Raw genomic sequence first — 13,499 nt, forward strand, 5'->3', positions numbered from 1 at the left:
TACATTTCATTTAAACCAACCAAGAGTCCCAGCGTAATTAATGTCTCCCCGGTTCAATAAAGAATTAGAACATGGGACTGAGGATTTTAGTTTACGTAATATAACTATAGTTCTACTCTACCTTTACCTAAAACTATACATACACAAGTGCCTATACTGATACTGATACTGATATCCTTACCTATACCTATACCTTTACCTATACCTGTATCTTTATCTGTACTTCATAATTCATCTCAATATGTGTCTCGTTATATGCACCTAGGGTGCCGCTGAGTTTCCCGCATCAAGTGATCAGCCATGTACTTTAGCATACATGCATGCAGCCCACGAACATAAGAAAAGACGGGCAGATTAATATCTGCTCCGTCTTCTTTGTTATATTATTTTCCTTACATCCTGTTTATCTTATTACTCCGTTACGATATCATGCACCAACACGGGTGCATCGGCGTGATCGGCAATCGTAATATTTTCTTTGATTTTGGCGATAACCGCATCCACATCTTCACGGTTGGCATGAATAGTTACTAGAGACTCGCCAGCTTTCACCGGGTCGCCGACTTTTTTATTCAGCATCAAACCTACTGCCAGATCGATCTCGGACTCTTTCGTTGCACGGCCTGCACCGAGCAGCATCGCAGCCGTTCCGATCTCATCCGCAACGATTCCGGCAACATAGCCGTCACGATCTGCTGGAACTTCAATCAGATATTTTGCCTGCGGCAGACGATCTGGATGATCTACTACCGAAGCATCGCCGCCCTGGTTCGCCAAGAAGTGTTTAAACTTCTCCAGTGCTTTACCGTTCTGAATGACTTCTTTCAGTTTTTCCTCAGCCTGTTCCAGTGAATCGGCTTTGCCTGCGAGGAATACCATTTGACGTCCAAGTGCAAGGCAAAGTTCTTCCAGATCTTTCGGTCCTTTACCCTGCAGTGTAAGAATTGCTTCTTTTACTTCCAAAGCGTTACCGATCGCCAGACCCAGCGGCTGTGACATATCGGAGATAACCGCCATTGTTTTACGGCCTACATTGTTACCAATGCTCACCATGGCGTGCGCCAGTTCTTTGGCGTCTTCTGTTGTTTTCATAAACGCGCCCGCGCCTGTTTTTACGTCCAGTACGATCGCATCTGCACCTGCTGCGATTTTTTTGCTCATGATGGAGCTGGCGATCAATGGGATCGAGTTGACCGTTGCCGTTACGTCACGAAGTGCGTACAGCTTTTTGTCCGCAGGTGTCAGGTTGCCGCTTTGACCGATAACCGCTACTTTGTGTTCGTTTACGAGACGAATAAACTCTTCTTTTTCCAGCTCAACGTGAAAGCCCACAACGGATTCCAGCTTGTCCGTAGTACCCCCCGTGTGTCCCAGACCACGACCGGACATCTTCGCCACAGGTACATCCAGTGCAGCAACGAGCGGCGCAAGTACCAGAGTCGTCGTGTCACCCACACCCCCAGTGGAGTGTTTGTCTACCTTAACGCCTTCAATCGCAGACAAGTCGATTGTTTCACCCGAATTCACCATGGACATGGTCAAATCCGCACGTTCCTTATCCGTCATATCTTTGAAAAACACAGCCATTGCCCACGCGCTGACTTGATAATCGGGGATTTCTCCCTGCGTATATCCTTGAACGACGAAATCAATCTCTTCCGTTGTCAATTCTTTTCCGTCGCGCTTTTTGGCAATAATGTCTACCATTCTCATGATGATCTCTCCTTATTTTATAATTGAATTAAACAGAACACGTGACGCTGCAGACCGTTCCGGCTCCGGATCGTTCTTCCGAGCGCTGTTGTCTCCCATATTTCTCTGAATCATCTTATCCATGGTTGAAATTTGGAGACAAAGGCGCTCGCTTCGCTTCTCCAGAATCGATTCCGTCCCCTCCACTCCGTGCTCTAAACCCAGTTTCGGTGTAATTCATTAGGGGCCTTCAGAAAACACGTGACGCTGCAGACCGTTACGGCTCCGGATCGTTCTTCCGAGCGCTGTTGTCTCTCAAATTTCTCTGAAGCATCTTATCCATGGTTGAAATTTGGAGACAAAGGCGCTCGCTTCGCTTCTCCAGAATCGATTCCGTCCCCTCCACTCCGTGCTCTAAACCCAGTTTCGGTGTTTACAGGGTAATTGCTGTATCCAAAGCAACGACCATCATATCGTTAAATGTTTTTTGGCGCTCTTCAGCGGAGGTTTCTTCACCCGTGAGCAGGTGGTCACTTACCGTCAAGATGGTCAAGGCATTTACGCCAAACTTGGCAGCAATCGTGTACAGTGCCGTTGTCTCCATCTCAACGCCAAGAACGCCGTGTTTCATCAATTTTTCAGTCACAGAACGGTCGTCACGGTAGAAGGAATCGGAGCTGAACACGTTTCCGACATGGATTTTCATGCCTTTCGCTGTGGCGCGGTCATACGCTTCTTTGAGCAGCGAGAACGTTGCAATTGGCGAGAAGTCATATCCGCCGAAAACGTGTTTGTTCATGCTGGAATCCGTACAAGCCGCTTGAGCAAGGATCACATCACGTACACGGACATGCTCCTGCATTCCTCCGCAAGTCCCTACACGAATCAGGTTTTTTACGCCATACTCACTGATGAGTTCGTTTGCATAGATTGCAAAGGATGGGATCCCCATACCCGAACCCTGCACCGAAATCCGGTGACCTTGATATGTACCTGTAAACCCAAGCATGCCGCGAACCTCGTTGTAACATACAACGTCTTCAAGGTAGGTGTCAGCAATATATTTAGCGCGCAGCGGGTCTCCCGGCAAAAGGATCGTTTCTGCGATATCTCCGGGTTTTGCTCCAATATGTGTGCTCATGTCATTTCCTCCAATATATTAATTATCAATGGAATTCAGCCCAGCGCGGGAGGAGCTTTTTCTCCAGTCGCTCCCGTACGCTGAAGGCCTCCTTGTTAACATCATCAGCCTTTTACCAACAGCAAGTAAACGGATCACAAACCACTGTTTATTTCTGAAAAAACAGAATTGTATCTCTCATCCGAATACTTCATGTAAATTGCGCTGACGACGGCCAGATCATTTCTGATGACTCTAATGGCTTGTATAATTACTTTAAAATTGACTTTTGAATTACTTCAAATCATTCAGGAAGCTCTTTCCATACTCCGGCAATTTCACGCCAAAGTTCTCTGCCACCGTAGCACCAAGATCGGCAAACGTGCCGCGAAGCTCCAGCTCTTTCCCCTCGCTGAAACGCGGGGAGTATGCCAGCAGTGGAACATATTCACGCGTATGATCTGTACCTCGGTACGTCGGATCGTTACCATGGTCGGCTGTAATCAGCAGCAGATCATCGTTTGTCATTTTTGCAAAGATCTCCGGCAGACGTGCGTCATAATCTTCAAGTGCCTGCGCATACCCTTGCGGATCACGGCGGTGACCATACAGCGCATCGAAATCAACCAGGTTCAGGAAGCTGAGTCCAGTGAACTCTTCGTCCATCGTCTCGGATAACTTGTCCATGCCATCCATATTGGAAACGGTACGTACCGCTTTCGTAACACCCTCGCCATCGTAAATGTCGGAGATTTTACCCAAAGCAATGACATCCAGGCCTCCGTCTTTCAGCTCGTTCATTACCGTACGGCCAAATGGTTTGAGTGCATAGTCATGACGGTTCGCCGTACGTTTCCAGTTCCCCGCTTCACCAACGAATGGACGTGCAATAATGCGGCCGAGCATGTACGGATCTTCCAGCGTGATTTCACGGCAGAACTCACAGATTTCATACAATTCTTTCAAAGGCACAACGTCTTCATGCGCAGCAATTTGCAGTACCGAGTCAGCCGAGGTGTACACAATCAGAGCGCCTGTTTCGACATGCTCCGCACCCAGCTCATCCAAAATTTCTGTGCCGCTGGCTGGTTTGTTACCAATCACCTTACGGCCTGTCTTCTCCTCAATGCGCTGAATCAGCTCATCCGGGAAGCCGTTCTCAAACACGCGGAACGGTGTATCAATATATAGCCCCATAATCTCCCAGTGGCCAGTCATTGTATCCTTGCCGCGTGAAGCCTCCTGCATTTTGGTGTAATACGCTTTAGGTTTATCCGCAGCAGGAATCCCTTGGATTTCTTTAATGTTGGACAGTCCCAGACTCGCCATATTCGGCATCTTCAGACCTCCACGCTCACGTGCGATATGACCCAGCGTATCGACGTCAAAATCATCAAATTCTGCTGCATCCGGCGCTTCGCCGATTCCTACAGAATCCATTACAATCAGATGTACTCTTTTGAATGTTGACATAACTTAAGCACTCCTTCCATTAATCCAGCTTACAAGAACAGTCCAGTGATGATCGCGGACAGTACGCTGACCAGCGATGCACCGTAAAGCAGCTTCAGACCGAAGCGGGCCACCACATTGCCCTGTTTCTCATGAAGTCCCTTCACTGCACCGGCAATAATACCGATGGAGGAGAAGTTGGCGAAGGATACGAGGAAGACGGATACGATTCCTGTTGTTCTGGCAGACAATCCCGTTTGCTCGCTCAAATTCAGCATCGCCACAAATTCGTTGGACACCATTTTGGTAGCCATAATACTGCCTGCCTGAATCGCTTCTTTCCAAGGGACACCCATAACAAAGGCAAAAGGTGCAAACACATACCCAAGCAGTTCCTGGAACGAAATACCGATTACAGCGCTAAATATTCCGTTAATCAAGGCAATCAGGGCGACAAAACCGATCAGCATCGCCGCTACGACAATGGCTACTTTGAATCCGTCAAGAATGTATTCTCCCAGCATTTCGAAGAACGATTGTTTCTCTTCTTCCCGCACTTCCAATATATCTTCTTCCTCCGTAACCCGATACGGATTGACGATGGAAGCAATGATAAAACCGCCGAAAAGGTTAAGCACAAGCGCTGTCACTACATATTTCGGTTCAATCATTGTCATATAGGCGCCGACAATGGACATCGATACCGTGGACATTGCTGATGCACAGAGGGTGTACAGCCGATGTTTCGGCAGCAGCCCGATTTGTTTTTTTACGGAGATGAACACTTCAGATTGCCCCAGAATGGCCGAAGCAACCGCGTTATATGATTCCAGCTTGCCCATTCCGTTGATCTTGCTTAGTACCAGACCAATATATTTTATAACAAAAGGTAAGATTCGGATATACTGCAGGATACCAATTAAGGCAGAGATGACCACAATCGGCATCAGCACCGTCAGGAAAAACGGACCACTCCCGCCTTCTGCTCCAACGTTGATCAAACCACCGAAAACAAAGGTAATCCCTTCGGCTGCATAATCAAGCAAGTTCTTAAATACGGTGGAAAATCCGCCAATTAGCCATGTTCCCACTTCCGTATTCAGCAAGGCATAGGCCAGTACAATCTGTAAAACAATCATTACCGCAAGCGGTCGGTATCGAATCTGTTTCTTGCCGTTACTGGCGATATAAGCCAGTCCAAAAACAACGAGTAAGCCAAGGATGGCAATAAGGTATTTCATGTGATCTCTCCTTTGAAGGTCGTTAATCCCGTTGTATAAACTGCTCAAAGGGTTACTGAATCTTATTTTGTGTCATTTCATAACATATGATTTCAGAAATTTTATAAAGCGCTTACAAACAACAGGGTATATTACGTTTCATGTTCAAGCAAAAAACGGCCCTGAACCCTGTCATGCATCTCAGGCAGAGTTCAGGATCATGAATTATAAACTTGGTTTAGTAAGAAGAAGTGGACTGACCGCCCTGCATAATTTTCACGCCAGAGCTTGCTCCGATTCGAGTCGCCCCTGCTTCAATCATCTTCTGCATATCTTCCAGGCTGCGAACGCCGCCAGAAGCTTTAACACCTATGTCAGGACCAACGGTACGACGCATCAGTGCGATATCTTCCGGAGTTGCCCCGCCTGTGGAGAAACCAGTTGATGTTTTCACAAAATTTGCTCCGGCTCTGACAGCTGCTTGGCATGCACGTACTTTCTCATCATCCGTTAACAGACAAGTCTCAATGATTACTTTCACCAGTGTACCCGCCGCAGCTTCAACAACAGCGCGAATGTCCTGCTCTACCGCGTCATCATTACCATCTTTCAGCGCACCGATATTAATGACCATGTCTACTTCTGTTGCACCTTTAGCGATTGCATCTTTCGTCTCAAACGTCTTCGTTTCGGAAGTGGATGCCCCCAGAGGGAAGCCAATGACCGTGCAGATATCTACGCCAGTGCCTTTAAGCTGCTCTGCAGCGTAGGATACCCAGCCCGGATTCACACATACAGATGCAAATTGGTACTGCTTCGCTTCTTCAGTCAGCTTGGTAAGCTCGTTACGAGTTGCGTCTGCACGAAGCAGCGTATGGTCGATCATTTTGGCTAATTGTGGTGTAGTCAATTGAATCTCTCCCTTATCTGAACTGTGAACTTATATCCTTACACTATCATGAACATATGTAAAAATCAACTTGAACCTTTGTTCATAATGAGTTTGAGGATAGAATGTTGAACTTTTTGTTACACTTCCGAAGTTACCTCTCGAAAATACTGCCTTCTATAATTATTTTCTGCCTTACATAGCAAAACATCCGCCTCAGTGCTGTGGCAGATGTTGTCATTGTTGATCTGTAGATTGAATTTTAGGCCCGGGACAAGTAAACCTTACCTTCTCCTTCTTTATAAACGAAGCAAAGCCTGCGCTGTATACTGGTCCGTAACCAATATGTTGGCATACTGACCCTTCAGTGCTGCATGAATCGCTTCGATTTTGCGCCCGCCACCCGCGACAAGAATGGACTTCTCCTTATTTCTTAATTCGGCCAGATCAATCCCGACCGTCCTGCTGTTGATCTCTTCACTGATCAGATGCCCTTCCGCATCAAAAAAACGTGAGCAAATATCACCGGCACCCGAATGCATCAGGAGCTGCTGTTCCTGCTCATTAAAATATCCCAGCTTGAACAGAAGTGCATCCTCTTTCACCGTTCCTACGGTGAATATCGCAATGTTAGCCTGTCTTCCGAGTTCGACAATACGTCCAATGTGGCGATCGGCCTCAACCATTTTTTTCACTTCGATATTATCGAAGATCACCGGGAGCGGCAAATACCTTGGAACCGTGTGAAAAGCTTCTGCAAACAGGTGCACGATCTCCGCGGCGTAAGTATTGATATGGGAGTGGCTTACTCCCCCTTTAAGCTGTACCACTTCAACACCCTTGACCTGCTTGGGTCTTAGCTGGCGAGCAACCGCATGCATTGTCGTTCCCCACGTGACCCCAATAATATCGGCGTCCTGCACAGTTTCCTGCAAGTAGTCCGCGGCCCTCTTGCTGATATGCTTCTGGATCTCCTCATCACTCTTTAAAGGTGCAAAACATACCAGAGCCGTCTCCAGATTATATTTGACCTTTAGCTCTCCGGCGATAATATCAATATCCTCCAGCGGGTCCATAATTTCAATACGCACGTAACCTCGGTCCTTGGCGTACTGAAGAAGTCTCGATACCGTGGGGCGGGATACGCCCAGTCTTGAGGCAATGTCCTGCTGGCTGTAATCGGACTGATAATACAATTTTGCCGCTTCAATGCTTAACCGCTGTTTCTCCAGGTCCATTCCCATATGTGCTCATCTCACTCATCTTCATTATCGTCAAAAAATAAAACGTTCCATTCTTCCATTACAGCTAACGAACGAATGCTGAAGCGCCCGCACTGCCAACCCCGGAAATGCGGTTCATTACAGTGCAGAAGCAAGCATACTGTTTTTTATATTATACATATATTAAGTATTCCATCACTATATTTTGCCAAAACAAAATCCGGCCTCAGCTTTCTATCTATTCAAACAAAAACATGAGAACTCCTCATCCTGTATTATGGTGTTCACTCTGCTTCCTGATTCCGTCATCAGGGCTTCAACGGATGTATAAAACAAGGCACTGCACATCATACTACTCCAGTCACGGGAGCTGTTCAGGTGTCTCTTTAGTTTTTACCACCTTGATTTTATGATATCAAATTCCATTCGAAAGTGAGGAACTCAAGCATGTCTACTTTACTGTACATTACTGCCCATCCGCATGATCATCAAACCTCTTTCAGTATGGCCGCCGGTAAAGCTTTTATTGAAGCTTACAAGGAAAGCCATGCCTCAGACGAAATCATTCATCTCGATCTGTACCGTTCACACATCCCGTATATTGATGCGGATGTATTCAGCGGATGGGGAAAACTGCAGACAGGTGGCGACCTCACCTCTGAGGAACAATCCAAAGTCCAGCGTCTGAATGAACTGTCCGATCAGTTCGCGAGTGCAGATAAGTATGTTTTCGTCTCACCGCTGTGGAATTTCTCTTTCCCACCTGTGCTCAAAGCATATATCGATTCCATCTGTGTAGCGGGCAAAACGTTTCGTTACACCGAACAAGGACCGGTAGGACTGCTAACGAACAAAAAAGCACTGCACATCCAGGCACGGGGCGGCATTTATTCGGAAGGACCTGCGGCTCAGATGGAGTCAGGACATCGGTACTTAGGTATTATCATGTCATTTCTGGGTGTGCCGAAACTGGATGGTATCTTTGTGGAAGGACATAACCAATATAAGGATCGTGCCGAGGAGATCAAACAAAAAGGAATCGAAGAAGCGCAGCGTTTTGCCAAACAATTTTAGGCTCATAAAATAAACAAACCCGCACAACGTCCTGATTGAATATCTCAAGACGTGTGCGGGTTCTTCATATAAGCATCTAGAATTGAAACATACGGCTTCTATCCTATAAAACAGTTTTCTATTTAAAACAAAATACCTGTTCTGTATAAATTACGTCAGTAGTTCTCTTTACTCTTCGTTCTAACCTTACAGCTTATGTGTTCCAGCACTGGCGCGGCTCATCGTTTCAAGCTTTCGGGTAATGGCATGACGGTCTATTTTCAGCCCCCAGATCAGTTCGATAATCTGTTCTTTCTCTTCGGGGTGGTCGGCTTGTTTTAACTGCAGCAGCAGCTCGTGCATCTGCTCATTAATGTCTTCGAACTGATTCCAGAGATCCTGCCTAACTTCAGTTGAGTCCAGGTGATGGTTGGCATCGACTTCTTCCTTCAATGCTTGCAGGATAGCGTCCTTCCATTCTTCGTCCCCGAGTTGTTTTGCCATGTTCAGGAGATCCAGATAATCGTCAACAAGAAGTGAGTTCAATTCAGCATATGTTTTCATCGTTTACTGCATCCCCTTATCGTTCTATTTACCCAGTATTATACTCGGTATTTTCGGATATGCAATAGTTGTCGAGAAAAAGGCAGCTCTTGGCATTCACGATGTCACATTTTGATGAAATAAATGCACCGTTCTTTATTTTTTTTCCAATTCATACTACCATAATCCTATCATCCTATGACCGATTATCACTTAATCTGCTGCTGCAGCAGCTGTACCCGATATGCTTCGCTTTCCAGTGATTGGATCTCTTTGTACTGCTCAGCTGTCAAAATTCGAGGTTCTCCTGCAGCCTTCGCAATCATGTATACTTTCGCACTCTCCTCTACCACCTGTGTTCGGTAATAGGCCTCACGCAGATTTTTGCCTGTTGTCACCAGTCCGTGATTCATAAGAATCAGCGCAGTATGCTCGGTGATTTTTGCGGCTGCAGCATCAGCGAGAAGTTTCGTGGTCGGGAGCACGTAAGGCACAAATCCGATATCACCCACTAGAGCGGATTGATCCGGGAACAGATGCGGAAGATGGTCAAAAACAAGACTGAGCGCGATCGTGTATGCCGGGTGTGTATGCACAACAGCCTGAATATCCGGGTTCACACGATAGCTGTACAGATGCATCAGCACTTCCGAGGAAGGCCGTGTGGATTCTGATTGTGTTTCTCCTGTCTCGATGTCAACAGCAATCCATTCATCCGGTTCAATGTCCTCAAGTGCATAGCCGCTTGGCGATAACAGCATCGTACTGCCCGAGCGTGCACTTATATTGCCTCCAGGTCCTACAACAAGCCCTTGAGTTACTGCCTTGCGGGCGTATTTGGTTAATTCTTCTCTTATCTTCTGTTCAGACATGCTCTCTACCACTCCTTATCTGCGATAATTTCCGACGGTTTAATTAGATTTTTAACGGGGTAATTGTCGGTACCTTCCGTAAGCTTCTTCCCAGCATTCGGAATCTTGAGGCATGTATGTTTCTGTATCAAAAGAAGCTGCTGCTATATCACGGACATCCGATAAGCTGCCTGCTTCCCCGTGAGCCGCATATTGAAGCAGACAATTGCCTGCCGAGGATGCCTCCACCGGCCCCGCAATCACCGGAACCCCAGCCGCATTTGCTGTAAACTGACAGAGCATGCGATTATGCACACCTCCGCCAACCATATGAATAACAGGGGGTCTTGTGCCCGTAATCTGTTCAAGTTCATCGAGCGTCTGTCTGAACTCCAGTGCCAGACTTTCCAAAATACAGCGAACGATAGCTCCCACCGTTTCCGGTGCCTTTTGGCCTGTGTTTAGACAATGCCGACGGATCCGCTCGGGCATGTCACCCGGGCTTATAAAATCATCATCTCCAGGCAGCAGTAAAGATTGATGCGAACGTACGGTTGAAGCACACTGTATCAGTTCTTCATGGGAGTACCACCGATTCTCACGCTGCCACTGCCGTCTGCATTCCTGAAGCAGCCATAAACCCGAACGATTCTTCAGAGTTCGCACGCTGCCGCTGACGGTCCCCTCATTCGTAAACCCCAACTCACGGCTCAGATCACTTAATACCGGAAGCTCCCTTTCAACCCCCATGAGAGACCATGTGCCGCAGCTGATAAAAGCAAAATCAGATTCGAACGCCGGTATGGCGGCCAGTGCCGAAGCGGTGTCATGTGATCCTGTGCAGACCACCTGCATCGGTCCTGTGCGAAATTCATTCATCAGATCACCGGTTAACGTACCCAGTACAGTCCCTGGCTGAACCAAGCGCGGAAATAACGATGCAGGTAAGCCGAGACGGCTTATTAACGGTTCATTCCATCTGGATTCACCGGCATGAAGCAGACCGCTGGTGCTTGCAATTGTGTATTCGCATGCTTGTTCCCCCGATAAATAATAATGGAACAGATCGGGCATGAATAACAAACGTGTGTCTTCGTCTGCTTCCGCTGCACTTTCCTGAAGGTGACCAAATAACTGAAATAGGGTATTGATCTGCTGGGGCAGTACACCGGACATCGAGTACAGTTCTCGTTCACTGACCACAGCAAGCACGTGGTTCATGAATTTCGCATGACGCGCATCACGATAATGACGCGGGTTCCTGCGCAGTCTTCCCGCACCGTCGACCAGCGCGTAGTCGACGCCCCAGGTATCAACAGCAATAGACTGCACCGGGGATGACGTGCCTTCCACCCCTTTTTGAATGCCCTGCTTCAGCTCATGGAACAGGCGAAGGAAGTCCCAACACAACTCATCCCCAAGCTGTACAGGTTCATTCGCGAAGCGATGGACTTCCTGCAGCGTGAGCCTGCGACCGTCCAAAGCTCCGCGTACTACCCGGCCACTGCCGGCGCCGAAATCGGCAGCGAGCACATATGAAGCTTGATTGCCCATATTGAAAGCCTCCTTCACGCAGCAGTTCAACGATATAACGGTCCGAACACTTGACAAGCGCGATAATCCGCACCCTCCGCCTCACTTGTACCAAACATTCCCCAGACCCGCGGACGGAAAATGTCTGCTTCAGGCACATTGTGCATATTCACTGGAATACGCAGGATCGATGCCAGCGTGATCACATCCGCACCGATGTGCCCATAGGAGATCGAACCATGGTTCGCCCCCCATTGATTCATCACTTCATACACGGAAGTAAACGCTCCCGAGCCCGTCAGAATGGGCGAAAACCAAGTTGAAGGCCATGTCGGATCGGTCCGATGGTCCAGCGTGTCATGTACGTGCTCTGGCAGATCGACCGTGTAACCCTGAGCAATCTGCAGCACCGGCCCGAGTCCTTTCACCAGATTCAAACGAGTCATGGTCACAGGCATCCCGCCTTTCGTAAGAAAGTCAGCCGAGTATCCGCCGCCGCGGAAATATTCAACGGAAGCCGGTCTCCAGGAGGTGGCTTTCAGACAATGCTGTATTTCTTCATCCGTAATTTCCCAAAATGGCTTAAGCGCAGGCTTACCTTCCCTTGATTGCTCGCCGGTACCGTCGAGTGCAGCAGAACCGGAGTTAATCAGGTGTAAAATCCCTGATGCAGCGTGTCCTTCCAAAAGATGACCTGTCACCCGTTTGACCGAATCCGGGCTCCAATACGTCCGCACGTCCGCAAAAATCTGAGCTGTATGTGTCAGTAATGAACCAAACAACATCGATACACCGTTCAGACTGTCATTTTCGGTTGCGACAAGGTACGGGGCGCGTTTACCGTTCCAGTCGAACGAGGAATTCAGCATGGACTCCAGAAAATCTCCATTCGGCGCGTGATCCGTCCACTGCCGCTGTCCCTGAAATCCGGATACAATGGCATGGTGACCCATAGCCTCCTCTTCATATCCGAGTTCCGCCAGTTTCGGATTGCCGGCCATCAGATCACGTACAATTTGTGTCATCTTCACAACCGTTTCCCACTCAGCGTCTTTGCGTTTCCGATCTGACTGGAGATGCTCTGGATTGTTATCCGGACCTTCCTTGCAATTTTCCTTCACCCAGGCAAGTGCCAGCTTGTATTCTTCAGGATCATAAATTTCCTCTTCAATCCGCCGTGTCAGTTCGCTCATATCCACATACTCGTTTCGCATGCCCAGATATTCCTGAAAAAAAGAATCATTCACGATGGAACCCGCAATCCCCATCGATACAGAGCCGATGGACAAATACGCCTGCCCCTTCATCGTCGCTACCGCAAGACCGGCACGACTGAAGCGAAGCAGCTTCTCACGCACATCATCTGGAATGGTCGAGTCCCCGCCGTCCTGCACATCCTCCCCATAGATTCCGAACGCAGGGATGCCCTTCTGGGCGTGAGCGGAAAGCACAGCCGCCAAATATACTGCCCCTGGTCGTTCAGTACCGTTAAAACCCCAGATCGCTGTCGGAATGGATGGTGACATATCCATCGTTTCTGTACCATAACACCAGCATGGAGTTACGGTAATCGTTACGCCTACATTAGAACGACTGAACAGTGCAGATGCCTGCGCTGCTTCAGCAGCACCGCCGATACAGGTTTCGGCAACAACGCATTCTACCGGCGAACCATCTGCGTAATAAAGTTCAGTCGAGAGCAGTTCCGCTACCGATGTCGCCATCCGCATCGTTTGTTCTTCCAATGACTCACGCACACCTTTGCGTCTGCCATCGATAGTGGGACGAATACCAATTTTGGGAAAAGCCTGATTGTAACGATAATCCTGATGAGTCATGCGAGAACGTCCTCCTTTTAGTGCATTTTGAACAAAATGCATGTGGAATTGAGAATATTCTGACTGAACGATAAGCTGTACTGTT

The 13,499-nt window shown here is 48.0% G+C and carries 11 protein-coding genes; 1 reads left to right on the plus strand and 10 read right to left on the minus strand.

From position 1 onward, the window contains the following. Positions 1–411: 411 nt before the first annotated feature. The 6 genes from MKY97_RS15860 to MKY97_RS15885 form a co-directional block, all read right to left on the minus strand. Positions 412–1,713 (minus strand): pyrimidine-nucleoside phosphorylase, encoded by a 1,302-nt coding sequence (locus MKY97_RS15860; RefSeq protein WP_342551320.1) that lies wholly within the window; start codon positions 1,711–1,713, stop codon positions 412–414. 412 nt (positions 1,714–2,125) lie between these two features. After that, positions 2,126–2,833, minus strand: a complete 708-nt coding sequence (gene deoD, locus MKY97_RS15865) for a purine-nucleoside phosphorylase (RefSeq protein ID WP_056691414.1) — start codon at positions 2,831–2,833, stop codon at positions 2,126–2,128. A gap of 273 nt (positions 2,834–3,106) precedes the next feature. Beyond that, positions 3,107–4,285, minus strand: a complete 1,179-nt coding sequence (deoB, locus tag MKY97_RS15870) for a phosphopentomutase (protein ID WP_342551321.1) — start codon at positions 4,283–4,285, stop codon at positions 3,107–3,109. Between the two features lie 29 nt (positions 4,286–4,314). Next, positions 4,315–5,505: a NupC/NupG family nucleoside CNT transporter gene (locus MKY97_RS15875; RefSeq protein WP_342551322.1), complete on the minus strand. Its 1,191-nt coding sequence runs from the start codon at positions 5,503–5,505 to the stop codon at positions 4,315–4,317. Between the two features lie 217 nt (positions 5,506–5,722). Beyond that, positions 5,723–6,370: a deoxyribose-phosphate aldolase gene (gene deoC, locus MKY97_RS15880; RefSeq protein WP_342556353.1), complete on the minus strand. Its 648-nt coding sequence runs from the start codon at positions 6,368–6,370 to the stop codon at positions 5,723–5,725. A gap of 302 nt (positions 6,371–6,672) precedes the next feature. Next, on the minus strand, positions 6,673–7,611 hold the full coding sequence (locus tag MKY97_RS15885) for a sugar-binding transcriptional regulator (RefSeq protein WP_342556354.1): 939 nt from the start codon (positions 7,609–7,611) through the stop codon (positions 6,673–6,675). Between the two features lie 432 nt (positions 7,612–8,043). On the opposite strand from MKY97_RS15885, the gene MKY97_RS15890 reads away from it, so the two are divergent. Then, positions 8,044–8,670 carry an FMN-dependent NADH-azoreductase gene (locus MKY97_RS15890; protein ID WP_342551323.1) on the plus strand — a complete coding sequence of 209 codons (627 nt, stop codon included), beginning with the start codon at positions 8,044–8,046 and terminating at the stop codon, positions 8,668–8,670. 186 nt (positions 8,671–8,856) lie between these two features. Here MKY97_RS15890 and MKY97_RS15895 read toward each other — a convergent pair whose 3' ends face one another. The 4 genes from MKY97_RS15895 to MKY97_RS15910 all read right to left on the minus strand — a co-directional run bounded on the left by MKY97_RS15895 (position 8,857) and on the right by MKY97_RS15910 (position 13,414). Next, a complete protein-coding gene (locus MKY97_RS15895; RefSeq protein ID WP_342551324.1) occupies positions 8,857–9,213 on the minus strand; it encodes a hypothetical protein in 357 nt (118 codons plus the stop codon). 188 nt (positions 9,214–9,401) lie between these two features. After that, complete coding sequence (locus tag MKY97_RS15900; RefSeq protein WP_342551325.1) at positions 9,402–10,064, minus strand: class II aldolase/adducin family protein; 663 nt, start codon at positions 10,062–10,064, stop codon at positions 9,402–9,404. A 51-nt stretch (positions 10,065–10,115) separates the two neighbouring features. Next, complete coding sequence (locus MKY97_RS15905; RefSeq protein ID WP_342551326.1) at positions 10,116–11,597, minus strand: rhamnulokinase family protein; 1,482 nt, start codon at positions 11,595–11,597, stop codon at positions 10,116–10,118. 26 nt (positions 11,598–11,623) lie between these two features. Then, positions 11,624–13,414, minus strand: a complete 1,791-nt coding sequence (locus MKY97_RS15910) for an L-fucose isomerase (protein ID WP_342551327.1) — start codon at positions 13,412–13,414, stop codon at positions 11,624–11,626. Positions 13,415–13,499: the final 85 nt, after the last annotated feature.

Origin of the sequence: Paenibacillus sp. FSL R7-0652 (genome assembly GCF_038595045.1) — a bacterium.
GTDB lineage: Bacteria > Bacillota > Bacilli > Paenibacillales > Paenibacillaceae > Paenibacillus.